Source organism: Sphingopyxis flava (assembly GCF_900168005.1).
GTDB classification, from domain to species: Bacteria; Pseudomonadota; Alphaproteobacteria; order Sphingomonadales; family Sphingomonadaceae; genus Sphingopyxis; species Sphingopyxis flava.
In genome coordinates, this window is sequence record NZ_FUYP01000002.1 from 12,741 (window position 1) to 34,497 (window position 21,757).

The 21,757-nt window shown below is 63.8% G+C and carries 26 protein-coding genes; 8 read left to right on the forward strand and 18 right to left on the reverse strand.

Features of this window, described 5'->3' with window-relative positions; genetic code table 11:
- Positions 1 to 13: 13 nt before the first annotated feature.
- Positions 14 to 349: a hypothetical protein gene (locus B5X69_RS01560; RefSeq protein ID WP_079636956.1), complete on the reverse strand. Its 336-nt coding sequence runs from the start codon at positions 347 to 349 to the stop codon at positions 14 to 16.
- A gap of 503 nt (positions 350 to 852) precedes the next feature.
- Here B5X69_RS01560 and B5X69_RS01565 point away from each other — a divergent pair.
- Entirely contained in the window at positions 853 to 1,971 is a 1,119-nt protein-coding gene (locus tag B5X69_RS01565; protein WP_079636957.1) for an OmpA family protein, read from the forward strand.
- 629 nt (positions 1,972 to 2,600) lie between these two features.
- Here the strand turns inward: B5X69_RS01565 and B5X69_RS01575 are convergent.
- Positions 2,601 to 3,137 (reverse strand): DUF1993 domain-containing protein, encoded by a 537-nt coding sequence (locus B5X69_RS01575; protein ID WP_079636959.1) that lies wholly within the window; start codon positions 3,135 to 3,137, stop codon positions 2,601 to 2,603.
- Positions 3,138 to 3,153: 16 nt separating this feature from the next.
- Complete coding sequence (locus B5X69_RS01580) at positions 3,154 to 4,959, reverse strand: ABC transporter transmembrane domain-containing protein (protein WP_079636960.1); 1,806 nt, start codon at positions 4,957 to 4,959, stop codon at positions 3,154 to 3,156.
- A 182-nt stretch (positions 4,960 to 5,141) separates the two neighbouring features.
- Between B5X69_RS01580 and B5X69_RS01585 the strand changes: the two genes are divergently transcribed.
- Entirely contained in the window at positions 5,142 to 6,362 is a 1,221-nt protein-coding gene (locus B5X69_RS01585; protein ID WP_079636961.1) for a polyhydroxyalkanoate depolymerase, read from the forward strand.
- A 53-nt stretch (positions 6,363 to 6,415) separates the two neighbouring features.
- Here B5X69_RS01585 and B5X69_RS01590 read toward each other — a convergent pair whose 3' ends face one another.
- On the reverse strand, positions 6,416 to 6,811 hold the full coding sequence (locus B5X69_RS01590; protein WP_245798520.1) for a YkvA family protein: 396 nt from the start codon (positions 6,809 to 6,811) through the stop codon (positions 6,416 to 6,418).
- Between the two features lie 24 nt (positions 6,812 to 6,835).
- Here B5X69_RS01590 and B5X69_RS01595 point away from each other — a divergent pair, with 24 nt between their 5' ends.
- Positions 6,836 to 7,834 (forward strand): dipeptide epimerase, encoded by a 999-nt coding sequence (locus B5X69_RS01595; RefSeq protein ID WP_079636963.1) that lies wholly within the window; start codon positions 6,836 to 6,838, stop codon positions 7,832 to 7,834.
- Between the two features lie 2 nt (positions 7,835 to 7,836).
- Here B5X69_RS01595 and B5X69_RS01600 read toward each other — a convergent pair whose 3' ends face one another.
- Together B5X69_RS01600 and B5X69_RS01605 are read right to left on the reverse strand one after the other, a co-directional pair.
- Positions 7,837 to 8,301 (reverse strand): pyridoxamine 5'-phosphate oxidase family protein, encoded by a 465-nt coding sequence (locus B5X69_RS01600; protein ID WP_079636964.1) that lies wholly within the window; start codon positions 8,299 to 8,301, stop codon positions 7,837 to 7,839.
- A 68-nt stretch (positions 8,302 to 8,369) separates the two neighbouring features.
- On the reverse strand, positions 8,370 to 8,765 hold the full coding sequence (locus B5X69_RS01605) for a VOC family protein (RefSeq protein ID WP_079636965.1): 396 nt from the start codon (positions 8,763 to 8,765) through the stop codon (positions 8,370 to 8,372).
- Positions 8,766 to 8,847: 82 nt separating this feature from the next.
- Here B5X69_RS01605 and soxR point away from each other — a divergent pair, with 82 nt between their 5' ends.
- Complete coding sequence (soxR, locus tag B5X69_RS01610; RefSeq protein ID WP_079637158.1) at positions 8,848 to 9,330, forward strand: redox-sensitive transcriptional activator SoxR; 483 nt, start codon at positions 8,848 to 8,850, stop codon at positions 9,328 to 9,330.
- 24 nt (positions 9,331 to 9,354) lie between these two features.
- Here soxR and B5X69_RS01615 read toward each other — a convergent pair whose 3' ends face one another.
- From B5X69_RS01615 to B5X69_RS21285, 8 genes are all read right to left on the reverse strand, one after another.
- Complete coding sequence (locus B5X69_RS01615; RefSeq protein ID WP_079636966.1) at positions 9,355 to 9,645, reverse strand: putative quinol monooxygenase; 291 nt, start codon at positions 9,643 to 9,645, stop codon at positions 9,355 to 9,357.
- A 16-nt stretch (positions 9,646 to 9,661) separates the two neighbouring features.
- Positions 9,662 to 10,246, reverse strand: coding sequence for a carboxymuconolactone decarboxylase family protein (locus B5X69_RS01620; RefSeq protein ID WP_079636967.1), 585 nt, complete (start codon positions 10,244 to 10,246; stop codon positions 9,662 to 9,664).
- A 1-nt stretch (position 10,247) separates the two neighbouring features.
- A complete protein-coding gene (locus tag B5X69_RS01625) occupies positions 10,248 to 11,429 on the reverse strand; it encodes an acetyl-CoA C-acyltransferase (RefSeq protein WP_079636968.1) in 1,182 nt (393 codons plus the stop codon).
- A gap of 63 nt (positions 11,430 to 11,492) precedes the next feature.
- The gene (locus tag B5X69_RS01630) at positions 11,493 to 11,951 is read right to left on the reverse strand and encodes a MaoC family dehydratase (RefSeq protein WP_079636969.1); all 459 of its coding nucleotides are present in this window, start codon (positions 11,949 to 11,951) and stop codon (positions 11,493 to 11,495) included.
- A 94-nt stretch (positions 11,952 to 12,045) separates the two neighbouring features.
- The gene (locus tag B5X69_RS01635; protein ID WP_079636970.1) at positions 12,046 to 13,239 is read right to left on the reverse strand and encodes a mechanosensitive ion channel family protein; all 1,194 of its coding nucleotides are present in this window, start codon (positions 13,237 to 13,239) and stop codon (positions 12,046 to 12,048) included.
- Between the two features lie 32 nt (positions 13,240 to 13,271).
- Positions 13,272 to 14,279, reverse strand: coding sequence for a DNA topoisomerase IB (locus B5X69_RS01640; RefSeq protein ID WP_079636971.1), 1,008 nt, complete (start codon positions 14,277 to 14,279; stop codon positions 13,272 to 13,274).
- An 87-nt stretch (positions 14,280 to 14,366) separates the two neighbouring features.
- Positions 14,367 to 15,746 (reverse strand): putative O-glycosylation ligase, exosortase A system-associated, encoded by a 1,380-nt coding sequence (locus tag B5X69_RS01645; protein WP_079636972.1) that lies wholly within the window; start codon positions 15,744 to 15,746, stop codon positions 14,367 to 14,369.
- A complete protein-coding gene (locus B5X69_RS21285; RefSeq protein WP_176141482.1) occupies positions 15,739 to 15,903 on the reverse strand; it encodes a hypothetical protein in 165 nt (54 codons plus the stop codon). Before B5X69_RS21285 ends, B5X69_RS01645 begins: the two co-directional genes overlap by 8 nt.
- A gap of 110 nt (positions 15,904 to 16,013) precedes the next feature.
- Between B5X69_RS21285 and B5X69_RS01650 the strand changes: the two genes are divergently transcribed.
- Together B5X69_RS01650 and B5X69_RS01655 are read left to right on the forward strand one after the other, a co-directional pair.
- Complete coding sequence (locus B5X69_RS01650; RefSeq protein ID WP_079636973.1) at positions 16,014 to 17,234, forward strand: TIGR04063 family PEP-CTERM/XrtA system glycosyltransferase; 1,221 nt, start codon at positions 16,014 to 16,016, stop codon at positions 17,232 to 17,234.
- A 27-nt stretch (positions 17,235 to 17,261) separates the two neighbouring features.
- Positions 17,262 to 18,119 (forward strand): hypothetical protein, encoded by an 858-nt coding sequence (locus B5X69_RS01655; RefSeq protein WP_079636974.1) that lies wholly within the window; start codon positions 17,262 to 17,264, stop codon positions 18,117 to 18,119.
- A 25-nt stretch (positions 18,120 to 18,144) separates the two neighbouring features.
- Here the strand turns inward: B5X69_RS01655 and B5X69_RS01660 are convergent, their stop codons facing one another.
- Together B5X69_RS01660 and B5X69_RS01665 are read right to left on the reverse strand one after the other, a co-directional pair.
- Positions 18,145 to 18,471: a hypothetical protein gene (locus B5X69_RS01660; protein ID WP_245798522.1), complete on the reverse strand. Its 327-nt coding sequence runs from the start codon at positions 18,469 to 18,471 to the stop codon at positions 18,145 to 18,147.
- A 16-nt stretch (positions 18,472 to 18,487) separates the two neighbouring features.
- Entirely contained in the window at positions 18,488 to 18,730 is a 243-nt protein-coding gene (locus B5X69_RS01665) for a hypothetical protein (RefSeq protein WP_079636975.1), read from the reverse strand.
- Positions 18,731 to 18,860: 130 nt separating this feature from the next.
- Between B5X69_RS01665 and B5X69_RS01670 the strand changes: the two genes are divergently transcribed.
- Entirely contained in the window at positions 18,861 to 19,529 is a 669-nt protein-coding gene (locus tag B5X69_RS01670; protein ID WP_079636976.1) for a S24 family peptidase, read from the forward strand.
- Positions 19,530 to 19,633: 104 nt separating this feature from the next.
- Here B5X69_RS01670 and B5X69_RS01675 read toward each other — a convergent pair whose 3' ends face one another.
- Complete coding sequence (locus tag B5X69_RS01675; protein ID WP_079637160.1) at positions 19,634 to 19,942, reverse strand: hypothetical protein; 309 nt, start codon at positions 19,940 to 19,942, stop codon at positions 19,634 to 19,636.
- A gap of 155 nt (positions 19,943 to 20,097) precedes the next feature.
- On the opposite strand from B5X69_RS01675, the gene aqpZ reads away from it, so the two are divergent.
- Complete coding sequence (gene aqpZ, locus B5X69_RS01680) at positions 20,098 to 20,823, forward strand: aquaporin Z (protein ID WP_079636977.1); 726 nt, start codon at positions 20,098 to 20,100, stop codon at positions 20,821 to 20,823.
- 43 nt (positions 20,824 to 20,866) lie between these two features.
- Here aqpZ and galU read toward each other — a convergent pair whose 3' ends face one another.
- Positions 20,867 to 21,730: a UTP--glucose-1-phosphate uridylyltransferase GalU gene (galU, locus tag B5X69_RS01685; protein WP_079636978.1), complete on the reverse strand. Its 864-nt coding sequence runs from the start codon at positions 21,728 to 21,730 to the stop codon at positions 20,867 to 20,869.
- Positions 21,731 to 21,757: the final 27 nt, after the last annotated feature.

Consider the following 21,757-nt stretch of genomic DNA (forward strand, 5'->3'; position numbering starts at 1 on the left):
GAGGGAGCTGAATTCAGTCAGCCGGCATGGTGTTGGACTCGGAGTAATCCTTGAACTGACCGATAAAATTGTCGTGATAGTCGTTGATCTGCATGTCGGCGTCTTCTGCAGCGTCGGCCTGTGAATCGCCGCTGGCGCGGTCGAACGCGATCACGGCGTTGCGAAAGGCGTCGCGCTCAGACTGGCAAACGGTCTTGATTGCGGTCTCATAATCCGCGGGCGACTTTTTGGTATCGAGCGATTTCTTGAGATCGCTGCGCAGGCATTTGGTGAAGGCGGCGCGTGTCGAGCTGACGGCCTCGGCGGGCGAAGGCGCGGCGACGGCCAGAAGAAGGGCGGTGATCAGCATCCTGCGGCTCCCCGTTTTACAGTGATTTTGATGGCGAAGAGAATAAACGAAGCGAATGGAAAAGGGGAGCGCTTTTCTCTTTCTGGTCGCGAAGCCAAGTGCCGCCCTCCCGCCCGCAGGCCGACGACGGCACTTTCGAGGGCGCCGGCTGCCTGGGCCTCGACGCTGTGCAGGTGGCGCTCTGATCGGGCGGCATGTGGACGCGGCGCTGGTGGTCCCGGCCTGAAGGGCGCTGCGCAACCGCGCCGGCTATGGGGCGTATCGGTCGAACCCGGCGCAATCGTGAATCGGGGCAGTGAATTTCGGCTGCACACGCAAAATCTGAGGCCCGCGTCGGGCGGTTATGGTAAAGCAGCCCTTGATTTCAGCCTGAGATTTTGGTGCTTTACAGCCAGAAGTGCGACTTTTTGGCAACAGATTTGCGATTTGTTATCTTGCGTGGAACCAAAGCGACGCGTAGGACGTCTGACGAGACGTAAATCTCAATTGAAAGGGGAATTTCTATGAGGAAGCTTGCCGTCGCCGTGGCGTTGGCCTCCACTGCCCTTGCGTCGCCCGCAATCGCGCGCGACAACTCCTGGTATGTAGGAGTGGGTGGTGGCGTGATGCTGGTCGAGGACATGGATCTCGATATCGGCACCGTCGACAATGCCGGCACTCTCGATCACCGGAAGGGCTATGACTTCGAAGGTACCGTCGGCTACGATTTCGGCGCGTTCCGCGCTGAAGTGGAAGTCGGCTACCGTGAAGCTGACATCAAGAGCGGTCGCTTCGTGGCTCCGGGTATCCCGGGTACAGCTTCGGGCGCGGGTCCGCTTAACACGGGCTCATATGATCTGAACGGCGACACCAACGCGCTCAGCTTCATGGTCAACGGCATGTTCGACTTCGGCGACGACGATGGCCTGCAGGGCTTCGTTGGCGGTGGTGCCGGTGTCGCGCGCGTGAAGGTCGCCCCGGTCTTCGCCGGTCCGTTCCTCGACGATTCGGACACGGGCTTTGCGTGGCAGGCGATCGCGGGCATCCGTGCTCCGCTCACCCGCAATATCGATGCTGGCCTCAAGTATCGTTTCTTCAACGCCAGCGGGCTCGACCTCGTCGATCAGCTCGGCCGCGACGTTTCGACGCGCTTCCGGTCGCACTCGATTCTCGGAACGCTGACCTTCAACTTCGGTGGCGCAGAGCCGCCGCCGCCGGCTGAGCCGCCGGCTCCGCCGCCGCCGCCGCCGCCGCCGCCCGAACCGGCTCCCCCGCCGCCGCCGCCGGTGTGCGCGCCTGGGCCCTACATTGTGTACTTCGACTGGGATCAGTCGGCGATCACTCCGGAAGCGGCTTCGACGCTGGACAACGCGATCAGCGCGTACAACCAGGGCTGCAGTGGTCAGCAGGTCATGCTCGCCGGTCACGCCGACCGTTCGGGTTCGGCCAGTTACAACGTCGGTCTCTCGCAGCGTCGTGCCGATGCGGTGCGCAGCTACATGACCGCACGTGGCGTTGCCGATACCTCGATCACGACGCAGGCGTTTGGCGAAACCCGCCCGGCGGTTGCGACGGCCGATGGCGTTCGCAACGACCAGAACCGGCGCGTGGAAATCACTTACGGTCCGGGTTCGGGCATGTAAGATTGATTTCCATCCCGACTGGGACTGGAATGAAAAAGAAGGGCGGTACCGGAAGGTGCCGCCCTTCAGACTCCCGACAATGCCCTGGCGCGAGCCGGGGTTTTGTGATTCTATGGATCTGCTGAGAACGTCTCGCCCTATCCAGACCGTTCCTGAGGTGGTTACGCTTGAAGCGCTGGTCCGGAAGGATCACCTGCTTCGCAAGATCGAAGCAGCGATCGACATTTCCTTCATTCCTCCGCCCATCCACAGCGTAGACGTTACGCTACCGCAAGGGTCCGAGCTCCCAGCCCCCGCGGGCGATGTAAACCACGTCACGATCGACACGGCCGATGTCATCCGCTGGAACGACGAGGCGGTCGACATTGCCGAATGGGGATTCCTCGTGAAGGCGGGCGCAGAGCGTCCGGAGGCTGCTCCGCTGATGCTCGCACCCGAAGCCCATGCGCGTTATCTGCGGGTCGACGAGGCGATTGGCGCCATTCGCCGCAGTGGCGGAACGCGGATCGCCTTTCCGTGCCTTCAGCAATATGACGGACTGATCCAAGACCGTAAGGGACGGTGCCTGATCCGGCAACATCCCAGCGCAGACGTTTTGAAGGCGGCGCCTGATCAGGCCGGTTCCATCATCAGGCGGTGGGCGCCGTACCGGGCCGCAGATGCTGCATCATGTAGCTCGCATAATCGGCCTTTCCGAGCGGTACGCCCATGTGGCGCATGACCGCATAGGCGGCGACAATGTGGAAATAAAATTGGGGCAGGGCCCAGTCGCGAACATAGGCTGCGGCGCTGAGATCGAAGATCATCCCGTTGGGAAGCGAAAACTCGATGGGCCGCGCACCGTCCTCGCCCAGGCTCGCGGGTTCGATGGCGGACAGAAAAGCGAGCGTCTGGGCGATTTGAGCCTGCATCGCGGCGAAACTGTCCGCGTCATCTGCGAAGTCGGGCGCGCCGGCGACACCGAGCCGTGAGACGGCTTGGAGCGCCTGACCGCAGGAAAAGCGGATTTGCGTTGGCAACGGGAACATGTCGGGGGCAAGCCGTGCCGCGAGCAATTGTAGCTCACCGACATTATTCTCGGCCCCCCAAGCGAGAGCCTTGTCGAGCTGGGCTGACAGGGCGCGCAGCGCATCTTCGTAGGCAGGCACGGTAATGGCATGCAGCATTCAGGGTCTCCTCTGGTCAGGCTGTGTCGGGGTTGCTCTGAAATTGCAGATGCGCCAGCCGGGCGTAGAGGCCGCCCGCCGCAACGAGCATTTCATGGCGTCCTTCCTCGACGATGCGCCCTTCGTCCATCACGATGATACGGTCAGCGGCGCGCACCGTCGCGAGGCGATGGGCGATAACGATCGTCGTGCGATCATGCATCAGCGTCTCGAGGGCATCCTGAACAAGCTTCTCGGACTCGGCATCGAGCGCCGAGGTCGCTTCATCGAGCAGAAGTAGCGGGGCGCGGCGCAGCAGCGCGCGGGCAATCGCCACGCGCTGGCGCTGACCGCCCGACAGGCGCGCGCCGCCCTCGCCCATGAAGGTGTCGAGCCCCTGTGGAAGCTTGCGCAAAAAACCCTCGGCATTGGCCGCGCGCGCAGCCTCCCATAACTCCTCATCGCTCGCGGACCAGTTGCCATAGCGCAGGTTATCCCGAGCGGACGCAGCAAAGATAACCGTCTCCTGAGGCACCATGGCAATGCGAGCGCGAAGGTCGGCTGGGTCGACCTCGGTCAGCGGGACGCCGTCGAGGCGGATCACTCCAGCCTGAGGGTCGTAAAAGCGTTCTGCAAGTTGGAACAGGGTGGATTTCCCGGCGCCGGACGGACCGACAATAGCGACAGTTTCTCGCGGCGAGATCGCGAGGCTGAAATCATGGAGCGCGGGGGCGTCGGGACGCGTCGGATAGCGGAACTCGACTTTCTGGAACTCGAGCGTCCCTAGCGACGGTTCGGGAAAGCTGCGTGGATGCGGAGGCGGCGCGATTTCGGGTTCGGCATGGAGCAATTCCGAAAGCCGCTCGGCCGCCCCCGCGGCACGCAGAAGATCGCCATAGACTTCGGTGAGCGCGCCGAAGGCGCCCGCCACCAGGCCGCCGGTGAGGACGAAAGCCGCGATCGTGCCGCCGGTGATCGTACCCGCGGCGACACCCGCGGCGCCGTACCAGAGCAGCGTGGTGATGGCGCCAAACAATAATCCGATCACGATCGCTGTCATGGCCGCGCGGAGGCGGATACGGCGCTTCGCGGTAGCGAAATTGCTTTCGACCGCGGCGCCGAAACGCTCGGCCTCTCGCGCTTCCTGGCCGAAAGCCTGGACGATTTTCATCGCTCCCAATTGTTCCGCGGTCGTCGCCCCTATGTCGGCGACGCGGTCCTGGCTTGATCGTGAAACATTCTGGAGGCGGCGCCCGAGCAGGACGATCGGCATGATGATAACGGGAATGCCGATCAGAATGCCGCCCGTCAGCTTGGGCGAGAGGGTGAAAAGATAGGCAATGCCGCCCACGCCCATGACTAGATTGCGAAGCGCAACCGAGACGGTGGTGCCGACCACTTGCTCGATGATCGCAGTGTCCGACGTCATGCGCGACGCGATTTCGGAAGGGCGGTTTTCCTCGAAGAAGCCGGGGGCTAGCCGCAAGAGATTGCGCTGCACCGCCTGGCGGATATCTGCGACCGTGCGTTCCCCAAGCCAGCTCACGAAATAGAAGCGGAGCGCGGTTGCCAGGGCGAGGATAATGACGATCACGTAGAAAAGCCGGAAATGCGGCGCAACGTCGCCCCCGCCCGCGACGAAACCGCTGTCGATCATCTCCTTGAACTGCCACGGGATCGCGAGCGTCGCGAGCGCAGCGATGCCAAGAGCGATAGCCGCCACGAGCAACTGCGCTGGATAGCGGCTGGCGTAGCGCCAGATCATCCGGAGGCTACCGAGCCTGCGGGCGCGGGACTCCTGTGACACGGGGGGTGGGGCGGGTCGGTCGGATGAGGTCGCCATCGGGTTCGCCTAGCAGCCGCGCGGGCGGTGCTCAACGATGGAGAATAACGCGCTGCTTCAATGCGTTTGAAGCGGAGCGAAAAGAAACGAAATGACGCGTTGCACAATGACCGCGATTGCCTAGGATGGGGCCGAAAGGTCGCGCCGTAAGAGCGCCTTCAGATCGCAAGGACGTCCCCTAGATGCTGTATCACGCTTTCGACATGCAAAAGAGCTGGCTCGCGGGGGCGAGCGCGCTGGCGACCGCCGGCGCGCAGGTGATGCAGCACCCGGCGAATCCGCTTGGCTATTTCAGCGGCAGCCCGCTATTCGCCTCGGCCCTTGAAGTCTTCGCACACGCCGCCGCCCCCCGCGGCAAGCCGGCGTTCGACCTCTACGAAACGATTGTCGCAGGCGAGAGGGTTCGGGTGAGCGAGGTGATCGAGGCCCGCAAACCCTTCGGTCAGCTTAAACATTTCAAGAAAATGGGCTCAAAGGACGCACCCAAGCTGCTTATTGTGGCGCCCATGTCGGGTCACTACGCGACGCTGCTGCGCGGCACGGTCGAGCGGATGCTGCCGGCGCACGATGTGTGGATCACCGACTGGCGCGACGCCCGCAATGTGCCGCTCGAGGCGGGCAAGTTCGATCTTGACGATTATATCGATTATCTCATCTCGTGGCTCGAACATATCGGACCAGGCGCGCATGTGCTCGCGGTATGCCAGCCGTCGGTGCCGAGCCTCGCCGCGGCGGCGCTCATGGCGGCAGAGGGGCACAAGTGCCGGCCGAAAACGCTGACCATGATGGGCGGCCCCATCGACACGCGCAAGGCGCCGACGGCGGTCAACCAGCACGCCACGACGCGTCCTTATGCCTGGTTTCAGGAGAATGTCATCGCGACGGTGCCCGCCTGGTATCCTGGGGCGGGACGCCGCGTCTACCCCGGCTTCCTGCAACTCGCAGGCTTCATGGCGATGAATCTCGGCAATCACATGATGAGCCATTGGGAGATGTTCAAGCATCTGGTCGATGGCGACGGCGAGAGCGCCGACAAGACCAAGGAATTCTATGACGAATATCGCTCGGTCTGCGACATGACTGCGGAATTCTATCTCCAGACCGTCGATATCGTCTTCCAGCGCCATCTTCTACCCAAGGGCGCGATGCTGCATCGCGGTAAATCCGTCGATGTCGCAGCGATCAAGGATATTGCTATCCTCGCGATTGAGGGCGAGCGCGACGATATTTCGGGGATCGGACAGACCAAGGCCGCGCTAACGCTGGCGAAATCACTGCCGGCTGCGAGGAAGAAATATCTGATGGCGAAGGGCGTGGGCCACTATGGCATCTTCAATGGCCGCAAGTGGCGTGACGAAATCGCGCCCGTGGTCGAGGATTGGATCCGTTTCCACGCCGCCTAGCGATCGCTGCGACCTTTCGCTCCCCGTATCAAAAGGGGAGCCCTCATTGCGCCTCAATGCCAAGGCGATATTCGCACGCTCCAGTAGATCGTGTAGAGTAGACCAGCCCAGATCAGCAGAATCGCGATCATGCCTGCGCGGCTCGACGGGCGTTCGCTTGCGGCCTCTGCGGCGCTGCGAAATTCGGCCCAAAGCGGCACGGGGATCAGCCGGCGCACCGCCCACAGGCCGGCGGGGACGAGAATGAGGTCATCGAGCCATCCGAGCACCGGAATGAAGTCGGGGATCAAATCGACAGGCGACAGCGCGTAGGCCGCAACCGCGACCGCGAGCAGCCGTGCAAGCGCGGGGGTGCGCGGATCGCGGGCTGCAAACCAGGCGGCATGCGCTTCCACGGCGAGGCGATGACCGAAATCGGCGACGCGTTCGGAAAGGGATTTACCGGTCATGTCGCACAGCATTACTGTTCTTCCATGGCCATCCAACTGAAAAGCGCGCGGGTCGAGCGCTGGCCGGTCGCGGGCGAGTTCGTGATTGCACGCGGCGCCCAAGATCATGTCGACCTGGTCGTGGCCGAACTCCAGAGCGAGGGGGTCATCGGACGCGGCGAGGGAACGCCAATCTATTATCATGGCGAGGATGCCGCCGGGTGCCGTGATGCGATCCTGCGGGTTGTGCCGCACCTCGCCGGCATGGACGCGGTACAGGCCCGCGCCGCGGTCCAGGAATTGCTTGATGCCGGCGCTGCACGCAATGCGCTCGACTGTGCGCTTTGGGATCTGGAGGCCCGGCAGCGGGGAGCGCCGCTGTGGCAGCTCGCGGGGTGCGATGGTCCGCCGGCCCAGCGGGTCACTGCCATCACCATTTCGCTTGCGCCCCCGGACCGCATGAAGACAGAGGCCGCCGCGGCCGTTGCCGATGGCTGGCGGCTGCTCAAACTCAAGCTGACAGGGGAAGGCGACCTTGCGCGCGTCGAGTCCGTACGCGACGGGGCGCCCGACGCGAGGCTGATCGTGGACGCCAACGGAAGCTGGGCTCAGCTCGATTTGCTCAGCGAGGCTGAAGCCTTCGCTGAACTGGGAGTCGAATTAATAGAGCAGCCCGTACCGGTCGGCGCAGATGCGCTGCTCGACGGAGTTTACGCCCCGCTTCCGTTCGTTGCCGACGAGAGCTGCCAGATCGCCGCGGATATCGCGCGCATCGGTACCTTTTACGACGGCGTCAACATCAAGCTCGACAAAGCCGGCGGCCTCACCGAGGCGCTGCGCATTGCCGACGCCGCTGACGCCGCGGGGCTCGGAATCATGGTCGGCTGCATGCTGTCGACCAGCCTTGGCATCGCGCCCGCCTTCGTCCTTGCGCAGCGTGCGCAATGGGTCGATCTCGATGGCCCGGCGCTTCTCGCGCGCGACCGTGAGCAAGGGTTCAGGTTCGACGACGGTCTTATCTGGCCCTTATCTGGCCCCGCCTGACGCTAGAGCGCCACCGTCGCGTGCTCGCCTAGCTCGCCTTCCTTCATCGTCATGCCTGCGGCGAGTTTGAACAGTCCCTTGATTCCGGGATCGGCCGTCCAGATTTCTGCGTCTTCAAGGTCGAAGCGCAGCAGAACGAGCTTGGGATCGTCCTTGCCGCCTGGGTACCACGCCGCCACAGAGTTGTTCCACAGTTTTTCGAGTACGTCACGGCTCTCCTCCCGGCGCAGCGTGCCCGATATACAGGCGAACAGTTCGTGGCCTTTCGCCGCAAACTGCGCCATCGCGGGCCCCCCGGCCGCCAGCCGGTTATCGGCCGCGGTGAAGAACCACCAGGCACTGTTCGCATCCTTGTCGAGCTGTGCGTTCATCGGGATATGATGCTCGCGCTCGCCGATCAGGCCGACCATGACATAGGGACTGGCGTCGAGCGCCTTCCAGAAGGCCTGTTTGATATCGTCGCTCATCGGTTGAGACTCCTCTTGCGTCCCCCCGATATGCTCTCAACGCGGCAGCGGCCGTGACGTTGCGCCGTCTAGCGCAGGCCCGGCTCCGTATAGCTGATCACCTCATATTCAATGCCATCGGGGTCGAAGAAATAGAAGCGGCGACCAGGCTCATAGTCGGCGTGATTGAAAGGCGCGAGCCCGACCGCTTTCACGCGCGCTTCGGTCGCATCGAGATCATCCACCTGCACACCGACATGATTGAGCGGCTCGCCCTTGGGCCAGCGGGTTCCTGCATGTTCGCCGTCAGGGCCTGTGTAGAGAGCGAGATAGGCTCGGTCGCTGCCAACATGAATGGTGGTGCCACCATCGCGCGCCGGGCCGCGCCAGCGCTCGTGCCAGCCAAAAATTGCTGACAGAAGCTGCGCGGAGCGCTCGGGGTTGCTGACGGTGATATTTACATGCTCGATGAAAGGGTGCGGCACGATGAGTCTCCTGATTCGTGTTGACGCGGGCACTCTTGCAAGCTCAAGTCAGGTTTAGATCAAGCGGCAAATGAGGATGAACATGCACCGGACGGACTTGATTGCGATCGGCGAACTCGCGGCGCGTACGGGCGTGGCGGTGTCAGCGATCCGCTTCTACGAAGCAAAGGGTCTGATAGAGGCATTACGCTCAGGCGGAGGGCAGCGGCGCTTTCTGCGCGCGGACATTCGCCGTGTTTCCTTCATCCTGATTGCACAGCAACTGGGACTGAGCCTTGAGGAAATTGCGGCCGAGCTCGCGCGATTGCCGGCGCAGCGGACACCCAATGCCGCCGACTGGACGCGGATCAGCACGGATCTTCGCGCGCGGATCGATGCAAGGATTTTCGCGCTCGAGCGGACGCGCGAACTGCTTGATCAATGCATCGGCTGCGGATGCCTGTCATTGAAGAAATGCGGGCTCTACAATCGCGGCGACAAGGCCGCGCAGCGGGGGGCGGGCCCGCGCTATCTACTCGGCGACCGCGCAGGGGAAATTGCGGAGGTGGCGGGATCAGGCGGCTAGGCCCATATCCTTCTGGCTACGGCGCTAGACGGCGATCAGTCGCTCGATCTCGGGCGCGCCGGCGAGACAAGGAGCGAGATTTGCGCCAAGAGTACGAAAATGGTCCGAGGCCCGGTGCGCTTCGAGGGCGGCCGCACCCGCATAGCATTCCATGACCTTGTACACCCCCGTTTCGCTGGTGCGGAACAGGCGATAATAGCTGTTGCCGGGCTCGTTCGCGCGCACGGCGGGGGCGAGTTCGGCAAACACAGCTTCGAACTCGGCTTCCTTGCCCGGCTGCACGCGCAGCGTGGCAATCACGCCAATGTCACTCATGTCTGTCTCCCTTGGTTCACGCGCGCAGATCGGGGTCCGTCTCCCAACCTTCCTCGACCTGGATACCGAAGCTGTTCAAGATCATCGAAACCTGGGTGTATTGGCCCACGGTAAAGACTAGATCCATCCGGCCCTTTTCGCCAAGCGGGGCGAGTGCAGCCCAGATATCGTCGCTTACGAAATGATCGCGGGTCAACTCGTCGGCGGCGCTGAGCATCGCGCGGTCAAGGTCACTCCAGCCCTCAGCATTTGGGCCGGCCTTGATGCGCTCGATCTCGATTTCGGACAGTTTGCAGCCAAGTCCGATCCGCTTGTGCTGCGTCCACTCGTAGCCTGACCGGCAATTATAACCGGTGCGCAGGATGACGAGCTCGCGATCGCGGGGCGAGAGCGCGTTGCGCTTGGAAAGGATGTAGCTGCCCCAGGCAAGAAACGCGGTCAGCGCCCGCGGCGCGTGGGCGAGGGTGCGAAAGATGTTGAGCACCCGCCCACCCCCGACCTTGCCACCATCGGCGGCAAGGAGAGGTTCGAGCGCGGCACGCTGTTCGGCGTCGAGCCGATCGAGATTGACCGGCTCGACCCGCGGGGCGCTCAGGCGCACGTCAGAAAACCTCGAACAGGCCTGCAGCGCCCTGGCCGCCCCCGATGCACATGGTGACGACGACATATTTCGCGCCGCGGCGCTTGCCCTCGATCAGCGCGTGACCGGTGCAGCGGGCGCCTGTCATGCCGAAGGGGTGCCCGATCGAGATCGAGCCGCCGTTGACGTTGAGCAGCTCGTTGGGAATGCCGAGCCTGTCGCGGCAATAAAGCACCTGCACCGCGAACGCTTCGTTGAGTTCCCAAAGGCCGATGTCATCCATCTTGAGCTCGAAACGCTCGAGCAGCTTCGGGATTGCAAAGACGGGCCCGATGCCCATTTCGTCGGGCTCGGTACCTGCGACGGCCATGCCGACATAGCGCCCGAGCGGCGTCAGGCCGCGCTTCTCGGCGACCTTGGCCTCCATCACGACGCAGGCCGAGGATCCGTCGGACAGCTGACTGGCATTCCCCGCGGTAATCGTATGGCCTTCGCCCATCACCGGCTTGAGGCTCGCAAGCCCTTCGAGCGTCGTGTCGGGACGGTTGCACTCATCCTTGTCGGCGACGACCTCCTTGTAGGAGACCTCCTTGGTTTCCTTGTCGACGATCGCCATCGTCGCCTTGCAGGGAATAATCTCATCGTCGTACTTGCCCGCCGCCTGAGCAGCGGCGGTACGCTGTTGTGACTGAAGCGAATATTCGTCCTGCGCCTCGCGGCTGATGTTGTAACGCTTCGCGACCACCTCCGCTGTGCCGATCATCGGCATATAGGTATCCTTGTGCATCGCGAGGAGTTCGGCGTCAGGCTCGATAAACACCTTGCCGCTGCCCGAAACCTTGGAGATGCTCTCGACGCCGCCGGCGACCACGATGTCCTGACGGTCGACAATTATCTGCTTCGCGGCGGTCGCAATCGTCATCAGTCCCGACGAACACTGGCGGTCGATCGACATGCCGGGGACAGTGACGGGGAGGCCGGCCCGCAGGGCGATGAGGCGTGCAACGTTCGGCGACTGCGAGCCTTGCTGCATCGCGGCGCCAAAAAGGACGTCGTCGATCTCGCCGCCTTCGAGGCCGGCGCGCTCGACGGCGGCTTTGACCGAGTAGGCGCCGAGCGTCGGAGCCGGCGTGTTGTTGAATGAGCCGCGCGCCGCCTTGGTGAGCGGCGTGCGAGCGGTGGAAACGATAACGGCGTCACGCATGATGAAGTCCTTCTGCTTGGGTTCCGGTTAGCTTTCGGGGGAGGTCGGCCGGAAATGTCTTGCTCAGACGAAAAATTGCGTGATCCACTCGGCAATCAGCGCAGGCTTTTCCTCGCCTTCGATCTCGACCGTTATCTCGTTGGTCTGCTGCCACTGACCGGGGCGCTTCTCGTCGAGCTCGAGGAGCTTCACATGGCTGCGCACGCGCTTGCCTGACCGGACGGGAGCAAGGAAGCGAACCTTGTTACCCCCATAGTTGACACCCATCTTGATGCCTTCGATCTTGGGCGCGTCGGTCTTTTGCCCCAGCATCGGGATAAGTGAAAGCGTGAGAAAACCGTGCGCGATGGTACCGCCGAAAGGCGTGAGCTTCGCTTTTTCCTCGTCGACATGGATAAATTGATGGTCGCCTGTGGCGTCTGCGAATTTGTTGATCATGTCCTGATCGACGAGGACCCATTCGGAGGTGCCGAGATGCTGACCGACCTTGGTCTTCAACTCCTGCGGCGTGATCGTGGCCATTTTTCATCCCCTCAAAGACTGGTTCGCGGGCGTTCTAGGCCCCTCGTGCCGCATTGCACAAGACCCCGGGGCATTCCGCCCCAGCGCCGTAGCGTCAGCTCGACCGCGCTGCCCCGCCTGAGCCCGCTTCAAGCGCCAAAGACTCGGCGTAGGGCATGATCATCGTTCCGTCGGGCGCCGCCGTGAAGGTTGTCTGGGTCGGATAGGCAAAATCGTACCCCGCCGCGGTCATGGCCTCAAAAACGCGAATTCCGATTTCGGTGCGCGCGGCGGTGACCTTGTCGTAATCTTCGTCATGCACGTCGAAGATCAGTTCAAAATCCAGGCTCGATGCACCAAAACCGGTGAAGCTTGCTCGGATGAAATCCTGCCCCGCGGTCTTCACCTGTTCCTCGAGCAGCGCCGGCAGCGCGCGGAGCATCGCGGGTGTGGTTTGATAAACGACGCCGATCGCGAACTGGATGCGCCGCCGGTGAAGATGCGCATAATTGGTAATCTCCTTTGACAGGAGGTTGGTGTTCGAGATCACCAGAAGCTCGCCGTTGACCGAGCGGATATGCGTGCTTTTCAGTCCGATGCGCTCCACAGTGCCCGCCGAATTGTCATATTTGATCGCTTGCCCGACCCTGAACGGCCGGTCGAAGATGATCGAAAGCGATGCAAAGAGGTCGGAGAAAATTCCTTGTGCTGCAAGACCGATTGCGATGCCGCCGATGCCGAGCCCGGCAACGAGGCCGGTAACGTTGACTCCCATATTGTCGAGGATCACGATGGCTGCGATCGCAAAGAGCGCGACGCTGATCAGCAGTCGAATGATCCCCATCGCATTGTTCAGCGTCTCGTTATGCCCTTCCGCCGCGCGTCGCTGAATGAGCCCGATGACAATCTCGCGCGCCCATATTGCGATCTGAAAGACCACTGCAATGGTGAAGACGAACTGGATTGTGGCGAGGATGATTGCAGGCGGATTGGCATAGCCCGCAACGAGCCGAATGGCGACGATCGCAAGCACCGTTGAGCGGGTCTTGTGGATCACGCGCCCAACAATGTCGGTCAGCGAGAAGTGCCCGGGAGCCGCTTGCGCGCGCTTCAGCGCGAAGCTGCGCAGCAATGACAGGAGAAAATAGATGGTCAGCCCAGCGCCCACTGCAATGCCGATCTGCAGCCAATGGCCGTTCACCCAGGCGGCGCTGCTGTTCCACCAGAAATTGAGGTCGTCGAGTGGATTTGCCGGCGCGGCGGCCTTGCTGGCGGCAGAGGTGGCAGCGGCGAGAAGGGAGAAGGTCACGTCGGTCCTCGTGCGTCTTTTCTTAAAAAGGGTCACGCCGAGCGGAGCAGAGCGGCGGCGCCCGGCGTCTGCTCCAGATAGGCCAAAAACCCGCGCTCGTAACGTGAAAGATATCGGGTCGCGCGCGGGAGCGATCCCGCCACGGATGCAAAATTGCCGCGCGCCTGCGCCGCTGCGATCATAGCGGGATGAACATAGGCGCGCCGGGCCACCGCCGGTGTGTTGCCGAGTCCTTGCGCAACATGGGCAAGCATCGCCTTCAGCGTTGGTGGCTCCGCAGCATCATAAAGATAAGTGAAGGCGGCGATGCTCGCCGACCAGGTACGGAAATGCTTAGCACTGAAATCCGCCCCCATCGCCTCGCGGATATAGGCGTTGACCTCATTCGATCCCACGGCACAGAGGCTGCCTCCATCCTCATATTGAAAGAGATGTTGCCCCGGCAGGTCCTGGAGGCGGCGCACCAGCGTCGCAAGAGTGCGGTCGGTGACCGTCACCTCGCGCATCGCGCCGCCCTTGGCGCGGTAGCTCAAGTGCAGCCTTTGGCCGCTGAGGCGCGCATGCCGCCGGCGCAGCGTAGTCGCGCCGAAGCTCTTGTTCGCCGCGACATATTGTTCATTGCCGACGCGCAGCGCTGCAAGGTCGAGCAGACGTACCACCGCCGCTACAACGCGCTCGGGGCCGAGCGTCCGACGTCCGAGGTCGTCGACCAGGCGCGCGCGAAGCAGCGGGAGCGCATGACCGAAGGCGGCGCAGCGATCATATTTGTCAGCCTCCTGCGTCATCCGGAAATCGGGATGATAGCGATATTGCTTGCGCCCGCGCGCATCATAGCCGGTGGCGAGAATATGCCCGTTGGGAGCGGGGCAGAACCAGGCATCTTCATAGGCGGGGGGCAGGGCGATCGCATCGAGCCGGGCAATCTCGTCCTGGTCGCGAATCGGTCTCCCCTTGGCATCACGATAGCGCCAGCCGCCGCGCCACCGCTCGCGGCTGATGCCGGGCAAGCTATCATCGACATGGACCAGGCGCGTGGGCATGGGGGGATAGCGCTTTGTCGGCGCTGATGGTTCCGGCTTCGCCCTGCAGCGGGAGGAGCTCCCCCGAAGCTGTGCTGGTCCAGAGTGTCAGCCGCGCGCCACCGGGAGCCGCGCGGGCACTTGCGCGGGCCGCGCGGTGAGCGGCCGCCAGCCCGCCTGTTGCTCGCGCCGCCTGCAGTAGGTCGAAAGCCCCATCTCCAGCGCCAGCATCATGTAGATGAATGGCTGGAATGCGATGCCGACGAAGAGCGAGCCTACCATATATATGATATGTCCGTGCTGAAGCGCGGTTGCGAGCGGCGCGATCCACTGTTCCTCGGCGCGGCGCGTCTTGAGGTAGCGGCGCCGCAGGCGCTCCATCTGCACGAGTCCGCCGACGTGCAGGATCAGCCAAAGCGCGAGTCCGGGATAGCCTTGTTCGCCGAGCATTTCGAAGTAGCTTGAATGATAGGCGCGCGCGCGATCTTCATAGACGATCGGTTCGGCGGACTGCGGCGCGTCGGGATCATAAGCGCCCGCCGCCATCTTCACCCGCAAATGGTTCTGGAGATAGGCGTTGAATCCCCCGCCGAAGGGATGCTCCTTCGCATATTCCCACGTCCACTTCCACACTGCAACACGGGTCGAGGCGGACTCATCGGACTGATAACCCTCGATCGTTTCCATGCGCTCGGTAAAGCTCTGGGGCAGCAAGGGAATCGCGGCCGCGGCGAGCAAGCCTGCGCCGACAATATAGAGCAACCGGTGCTTGACAGCGCGCAGCGACAGGACTGCGAGCACGACGAGGCAGACGAGTCCGGTGCGCGCCTGCGTCCCCACCGGCAGCAGCATGCAGGCGAAGCAGAGGGCGAAGCAGAAGAGCGAAACGCGCCAGTCCGGCGGGAAGATCGTGCCGTGGCGGCGATACCAGAGGATCAGCGGGATGATCGAGATGCCGACCGTCGACATGATCGAGCCTTCATAAAGGCCGAAATTCTCGTTGAGCAGCAGTTGCAGCGAGCCGTAACCGCCACCCCCCGCCGCCGTCTTGATTCCCCCCGCGATCGCGATCGACGCCGCCGACAGCAGCATGATCAGGGCCAGCGCCTCAATGCGCAGCTTTGTGCGCAGCGTCAGGGGAAGAAAAATCGCCCAGACCAGCGCCTTCCAGACCCAGCCCCATTTGTCCTGAGCCTCGACTGGGAAATCGGCCTGGATCGTTGTGAGCCAGCAATAGAGAAGGATGACCACAAGCAGGAGCTGCCGCCCCGACCAGCGCGTGTCACGCTTGTCGTCGGCGATGAGCCAGCCTCCGATCGCGAGGCCAAAGACGATCAGCGAGACCGGAATCGAGTTGATCAGGAAATAGCTCAAACGCTGCGGCGCGACGATGTCGATATAGCAAAAGCACAGGATGAACAGGAAGGGCTTGCGAAAGCCGACCCCGATGAAGGCAAACAGAAAGGCGACGAGTGCAAGGTCACGCATCGCCTTCCGCCTCCCGCGCCGCCAGCTCGGCGTTGCGGCGCTGCTGCCACGCCATGCGCGGGCTGACTTCGCGGTCGAGGTCGTCGCGATAGAGCAGGCGCCACAGTGCGATCGCGATCAGCGCGTGGGTCAGGGCAATGGAAAAATTGTCGACCATCTGTGCGGCAAGACCCAGCTTCGCTTCGCCCCCAGCGGGAGCCCGTTGCCGGGGCTCTATCCGATCGGGGTTGACGCGGCGTTAAGGCTTGTCTGGCAGAGCCCGCCGCGATGACGCGTATTTTGCACATTCTGGATCACAGCCTTCCCGCGCACAGCGGCTATACCTTTCGCACCAGGGCGCTCATGAAGGCGCAGGCCGCGAAAGGCTGGGAGGTCGCGGGAGTTACTGGCGTGCGCCATCCTGAAGCGGGCCCGGATGGAGAGACGGTCGACGGGCTCACTTTCTACCGGACCCCGCCGGTTCCGCCCGCAAGAGCGCCGGTTCGCGAATGGCGCGAGATCGGTGCGCTGGCGGCGCGGGTGGAAGCGCTCGCCCGTGAATGGCGACCTGATCTGCTTCATGCGCATTCGCCCGTACTCAATGCGATGGCAGCGCTGCGCGTCGGCAAACGCTTTGCTATCCCAGTGCTCTACGAAATCCGCGCATTCTGGGAGGATGCGGCGGTCGGGAACGGCACGGGGCGCGAAGGGAGCCTGCGCTACCGTCTCACCCGCTTTCTTGAAACCCGCGCGGTCCGCCGCGCCGATGCGACAGCGGTTATCTGTGAAGGCCTGCGCGGCGACCTCATCCGGCGCGGAATCGAGCCGGACAAGATCATAGTCTCTCCCAACGGAGTCGACCTCGAGCTGTTCGGCGACCCGCCGCCGCGCGACGCGGTGCTGGCAAAGCGGCTCGGCCTCGGCGCCGACGACGCCGTTATCGGCTTTATCGGCAGCTTCTACGATTATGAGGGCATCGACGATTTGATCGCAGCGATGCCGCTGCTTGCTGCGGCGCAGCCGCGTGCAAGGCTATTGCTTGTCGGCGGGGGACCGATGGAGCGGGCGCTGAGAGCCCAGGCCGCCGCCTCGGTCGCCGCGGAGCGCATCCATTTTGCAGGACGAGTGCCGCACATCGAGGTCGAGCATTATTATTCGCTGATTGATATTCTCGCCTATCCGCGCAAGAAAATGCGTTTGACCGACCTTGTCACCCCGTTGAAGCCGCTCGAGGCGATGGCGCAGGGGAAGCTCGTCGCCGCGTCGGACGTCGGCGGGCACCGCGAACTGATTGAGGACGGGATTACCGGGACGCTGTTCGCACCCGACGATCCCGCCGCGATTGCGGCAGCGCTCGCGGGTCTGCTCGGCAGGCGTGACGCGTGGGACGACCGGCGCCGTAGGGCGCGGATTTTCGTTGAAGCCCATCGTAACTGGTCGTCAAACATTTTACGTTACGAACCGGTTTACCAGCGGCTGCTGCGCGATGCCGCATCAGCGGCAGCCTAGGATTTGGGAAAAAACAAGCAGGGCGATATGGACGAGGACAGCGAAAAATCATGGCGGGATGGGGTCTACGCACTCGCCCGCGCGCTGCGCCCCGCGGTGCCGGCGGTGATCGGCGCAGCTGCGCTGACCTTCCTTTTCGCCGCGGTCATGCCTATCGCCTGGGTCGCTGCGATCAGCTGGAATCTCTATCTCGATCGGCTATCCGCGCTGTTCGAGCCCCCCGTCGGGAACGGCGGCCGGCTTGCACTCGCGCTCGGGATGGCAGCCGTAGCCCCTCTTATCGCGGCGCTCGTCGCGCTCGCGCTCGCCAAGCCCGAGGCGCTTCGCGTGCGCAAAGTCCGAGCTGGCGACGACTCTGAAGAAGCCCCGCGCCGCCGCCGCGCCGATCTCCATCCGGACGATCCGCCGCGACCCCCGCTCCGCGCGGGCCGCGACCTACCCCCGCAAGGGCTCGGACCAGCAGCGATGCCTCCACTCGCCGAACCGTCACGCGGCGCGGGCGAAAGTGAAGCAGCGGACATGACGTTCGTTTCTGCCGCCATGGGCACGCCGCCGCGCGAAGCGTCCGGCGAGGACGAACTGGTGCTTGCGGATCTCGCGCCGGCCGAGCCCGCGCCCGGGGAAGAACCCTGGCTCCAGCCTGCCGAACTGACGGGGGCGGTCGCCATCCCGGCGGTGCCGGCGATGCCGGATCCCGCCGACCAGTCTCTCGGCGCGATGGTCGCGCGATTCGAGGCGGGGCTGGCGCGCCGCCGCGAGGCGCGGCTTGCACCGCAGACCGCAACCGGCGCCCGGGCCAGCGAAGACGAGGGGGAGACCGTCGACTTCGCGCTCGAGGCCGCGCTCGGTACGCTGCAGCGCCTCAATCGCCAGGCGGCGGGGTGATCCGATCGAGGCGCGACGGCGGAGCTTAGTCCTCGATCGTCAAAATCTCGATCTGCAGCGCGCCAGCCTCGCTCTCGGTCCGGACCGCCGTATCGGCAACGACATGGCCGGGCAGCCGCCATTCGGCACCTTCCAATTGCGCGTCAAGCGCAGCGCGAAGGGCTTCGGCTTCGCCGGTCGCGAATGTGCAACGAAACTGATGGCTGGACCCCACGAAATTGGCGCTTGCCCAGGCGCGCAGGGTCGACGACCCCAGCGACAATCCGCGCGGCAATTGGCGCGCGAGCAGGCAGCGCAGCCGGCGGTGCGGGCCGAATGCGCGCGGCGCAGCGGCGGGTGACCAAGGCTTCATTCCGCGATTCCTTCCTTCATTGGCGGACCGCGCCGCCGTGGCGGCTTCCGGCTCCTTCGTCCAGGCCCGCGCTCCGATCGGCGCGCCATTTGCTCATGAAATTTTCCACCCGCGCCAGGGTTTTGCGCCCGGGCACACGGCCCCTGCGCAGGTCGCTGACGAACCGCGGGTCGCGCACCGCCGCGCGGCCAAAGGTGGAAGGGGGCATGCCGCTTTCGTTGAGGAAGGCGTTGACCCGTTGCAGCAGGCTCCGTTCCATTTGTGCTCCCCTCGGATGGTGTGACGGGCGAGTCGCCCAATAGGATATTTCCTATCTGATCTCCTATTTCCTACTTGTCTAGGAAAAATCCTATCGCTATAGAGTGAGATAGGAAAGGACCGCCCTCCCCGTGTCAGATTTGGTGGATGACCCTCGCACAGCGCTCGACCGTCTCTTGCAGGAAAGAGGTGTCGACTATGCCCAGCTTTCCGCGCGCATCGGGCGTAATCCGGCCTATATCCAGCAATATATCAAGCGCGGTTCACCACGCCGGCTGGCCGAGGAAGACCGGGCGCGCATCGCCGCCTATCTCGGCGTGTCCGAAGCGATCCTTGGCGGGCCGGCGCAGCGGACCACGGTGGCGAGCCGCGTGCGCGGGTCGGGGATGATCCTTGTGCCGAGGCTTGCTGTCGGCGCCTCGGCAGGCGCCGGCGCCAGTATCGATGGCGAGCCCATTGAAGGCGAACTTGCCTTCGATCCACGCTGGCTACGCGACCTCGGTGCCGACCCACGCGCGCTCAGCATCATCCGCGTCGAGGGCGATTCAATGGCACCGACCCTGAGCGATGGCGACGACATTCTCGTCGACGGCAGCGACGCAGCCGGGCGCCTGCGCGACGGGATCTACGTCCTGCGCATGGACGACGGGCTGATGGTGAAGCGCGTTGCGCGTGCGCCCGGACAAGGCCGGCTCTCGGTCATCAGTGACAATCCCCAATATCCCAGTTGGAACGACCTGCCGATGTCGGACGTGCGCCTCGTCGGCCGCGTCGTGTGGACCGGTCGGCGCGTGCGCTGAGCCGAGCTCGCGCCCTGCCTGCTCCCGTCAGGGCGGATCTGCTCCGGCACCTTTCCTTGCAAGGCATCGGCTGATTTCGCCATGAAGGGATCCCCGGCTGCCCCTCAGATCGGCTCCGCCATCACCGCCTCGATTTCGTGATCGAGGACCTCGGCGCGGCGGCATTGCGCTTCCTCTCCGTTGCGGCATTTCTCGGCCGCCTTGTCGCGCTGGCGCGACAATTTGCCGAGCTTTGCCTCGCGCTCACGCATCGCGCGTCCGCGGTTGCGGTCGGCCTCTTCCTGGCTGGTCGTCGACCAGTCGGCGACCTTGCCTACCGCCTTGACCGGGGCCGTGACGACCGATTTTACCGTGCTCACGCATCCGGTGAGCGCCAGGCAGGCGGGGGCGAGGAACAGGAGCCTTGCGCTCATCTCAAATCCTTTCGGCAGTCCATACATGAGGTCCCGGATCCTTGTAGCCGACGGCGTGTGAACCGACCATGACTTGCTTGCCGTGATCTCTCAGCATGTTAGAGTGGTTCTCGCGCCGGCGGCGCGCATGACCGTCCGGCGGAGGAGAGGGTCATATGAACAATATGCAAAAGGGCGTCGCCGAGTTTATCGGTACCTTCTGGCTTGTCTTCGGCGGCTGCGGCAGCGCGGTGCTGGCGGCAGCCTTTCCCGAGCTCGGCATCGGATTCCTCGGCGTCGCGCTGGCTTTCGGGTTGACCGTTGTCACCATGGCCTATGCGATCGGCCATATTTCAGGCTGCCACCTCAACCCGGCGGTGACCTTGGGTCTGTGGGCAGGCGGCCGTTTCGACGCGCGCGGCATTCCCCTATATGTGATCGCGCAGCTTCTCGGCGCGATCGTCGCCGCCTTCCTGCTCTTTTACATCGCCAGCGGCAGCCCCGCTTACGACCTCGCGGTCAACGGTCTCGCCGCCAACGGATTTGGCGAGGGGTCGCCGGGGCGCTACGACCTATGGTCGGGGCTGGTCATAGAGATTGTGCTGACCGCCTTCTTCCTGTGGATCATCATGGGCTCGACCGATGGCCGTGCGCCCGCGGGTTTTGCCCCGCTTGCGATTGGCCTCGCGCTGACGCTGATTCACCTGATCGCCATTCCCGTGACCAATACCTCGGTTAATCCGGCCCGCAGTACCGGCCCGGCGCTGGTCGTGGGGGGGCTTGCCCTGGAACAGCTTTGGCTGTTCTGGATCGCGCCGCTCATCGGCGGCGCGGTCGGCGGCTGGCTCTATCGCACGGTGGGAGCCGACAGTTTCCCGAAGCCGAATATCGAGGGCGAATAAGGGGGATGGCGCCGGCTGGTTCGCCCAGGCCGGCGCCATTATATCATCCAAGCAGATCGACCGCGAAGGCGCGGACGTCGCTTGCCATGTCAGGGCGTTCGAGCGCGATGGCGAGATTGGCCTGGATATAACCTGCCTTCGATCCGCAATCATAGCGGGCGCCGGAAAAGGTCACGGCGTGGAAAGGCTGCGTCCCGATCATCGACGCCATCGCGTCGGTCAGCTGGATTTCGCCGCCTGCGCCTTTTTCCTGGTCGGCGAGCACGCGCATCACCTCGGGCTGGAGAATATAGCGGCCCGAAATGATAAGGTCCGACGGCGCCGCTTCGGGTTTCGGCTTTTCGACCAGTCCCAGGACCTCGGTCAGCGCGCCGTCGCGCTCGCCCGGAGCGATCACGCCATAGGACGACACCTGCGCGCGCGGCACTTCGAGCACCGAGATCAGATTGCCCCCGACGCGGGTATAGGCGTCGACCATCTGCTTCATGCAGCCCGGGCTGCCGTGCATGAACTCGTCGGGCAAGAATATGGCAAAAGGTTCATCGCCGACGATGTCGCGTGCGCACCAGATGGCGTGGCCGAGGCCAAGCGGCTCCTGCTGTCGGACATAGGCGCAGTTGCCGGGGCCCAGCCGTGTCGGTTCGAGGACCGACAGATCCTTGCCGCGCTCGGACATCGTCTTTTCGAGCTCGAAGGCGATGTCGAAATGATCCTCGATCGCGCTCTTGCCCCGCCCGGTGACGAAGATCATCTGCTCGATCCCCGCCTCGCGCGCTTCGTCGACCGCATATTGAATGAGCGGCCGGTCGACGACGGGGAGCATCTCCTTGGGTATCGCCTTGGTGGCCGGCAGGAAGCGCGTGCCGAGGCCAGCGACGGGAAAGACGGCTTTGCGTATGGGTTTCATGCAAGAGCGCTTAGCCGCGAACGACCT

What these genes read in the sequence shown, in the direction of transcription:
- B5X69_RS01560 (WP_079636956.1), bottom strand. Translation starts at nt 349, where the DNA reads ATGCTGATCACCGCCCTTCTTCTGGCCGTCGCCGCGCCTTCGCCCGCC.
- B5X69_RS01565 (WP_079636957.1), top strand. Translation starts at nt 853, where the DNA reads ATGAGGAAGCTTGCCGTCGCCGTGGCGTTGGCCTCCACTGCCCTTGCG.
- B5X69_RS01575 (WP_079636959.1), bottom strand. Translation starts at nt 3,137, where the DNA reads ATGCTGCATGCCATTACCGTGCCTGCCTACGAAGATGCGCTGCGCGCC.
- B5X69_RS01580 (WP_079636960.1), bottom strand. Translation starts at nt 4,959, where the DNA reads ATGGCGACCTCATCCGACCGACCCGCCCCACCCCCCGTGTCACAGGAG.
- B5X69_RS01585 (WP_079636961.1), top strand. Translation starts at nt 5,142, where the DNA reads ATGCTGTATCACGCTTTCGACATGCAAAAGAGCTGGCTCGCGGGGGCG.
- B5X69_RS01590 (WP_245798520.1), bottom strand. Translation starts at nt 6,811, where the DNA reads ATGACCGGTAAATCCCTTTCCGAACGCGTCGCCGATTTCGGTCATCGC.
- B5X69_RS01595 (WP_079636963.1), top strand. Translation starts at nt 6,836, where the DNA reads ATGGCCATCCAACTGAAAAGCGCGCGGGTCGAGCGCTGGCCGGTCGCG.
- B5X69_RS01600 (WP_079636964.1), bottom strand. Translation starts at nt 8,301, where the DNA reads ATGAGCGACGATATCAAACAGGCCTTCTGGAAGGCGCTCGACGCCAGT.
- soxR (WP_079637158.1), top strand. Translation starts at nt 8,848, where the DNA reads ATGCACCGGACGGACTTGATTGCGATCGGCGAACTCGCGGCGCGTACG.
- B5X69_RS01615 (WP_079636966.1), bottom strand. Translation starts at nt 9,645, where the DNA reads ATGAGTGACATTGGCGTGATTGCCACGCTGCGCGTGCAGCCGGGCAAG.
- B5X69_RS01625 (WP_079636968.1), bottom strand. Translation starts at nt 11,429, where the DNA reads ATGCGTGACGCCGTTATCGTTTCCACCGCTCGCACGCCGCTCACCAAG.
- B5X69_RS01630 (WP_079636969.1), bottom strand. Translation starts at nt 11,951, where the DNA reads ATGGCCACGATCACGCCGCAGGAGTTGAAGACCAAGGTCGGTCAGCAT.
- B5X69_RS01640 (WP_079636971.1), bottom strand. Translation starts at nt 14,279, where the DNA reads ATGCCCACGCGCCTGGTCCATGTCGATGATAGCTTGCCCGGCATCAGC.
- B5X69_RS01645 (WP_079636972.1), bottom strand. Translation starts at nt 15,746, where the DNA reads ATGCGTGACCTTGCACTCGTCGCCTTTCTGTTTGCCTTCATCGGGGTC.
- B5X69_RS21285 (WP_176141482.1), bottom strand. Translation starts at nt 15,903, where the DNA reads ATGGTCGACAATTTTTCCATTGCCCTGACCCACGCGCTGATCGCGATC.
- B5X69_RS01650 (WP_079636973.1), top strand. Translation starts at nt 16,014, where the DNA reads ATGACGCGTATTTTGCACATTCTGGATCACAGCCTTCCCGCGCACAGC.
- B5X69_RS01655 (WP_079636974.1), top strand. Translation starts at nt 17,262, where the DNA reads ATGGACGAGGACAGCGAAAAATCATGGCGGGATGGGGTCTACGCACTC.
- B5X69_RS01660 (WP_245798522.1), bottom strand. Translation starts at nt 18,471, where the DNA reads ATGAAGCCTTGGTCACCCGCCGCTGCGCCGCGCGCATTCGGCCCGCAC.
- B5X69_RS01665 (WP_079636975.1), bottom strand. Translation starts at nt 18,730, where the DNA reads ATGGAACGGAGCCTGCTGCAACGGGTCAACGCCTTCCTCAACGAAAGC.
- B5X69_RS01675 (WP_079637160.1), bottom strand. Translation starts at nt 19,942, where the DNA reads ATGAGCGCAAGGCTCCTGTTCCTCGCCCCCGCCTGCCTGGCGCTCACC.
- aqpZ (WP_079636977.1), top strand. Translation starts at nt 20,098, where the DNA reads ATGAACAATATGCAAAAGGGCGTCGCCGAGTTTATCGGTACCTTCTGG.
- galU (WP_079636978.1), bottom strand. Translation starts at nt 21,730, where the DNA reads ATGAAACCCATACGCAAAGCCGTCTTTCCCGTCGCTGGCCTCGGCACG.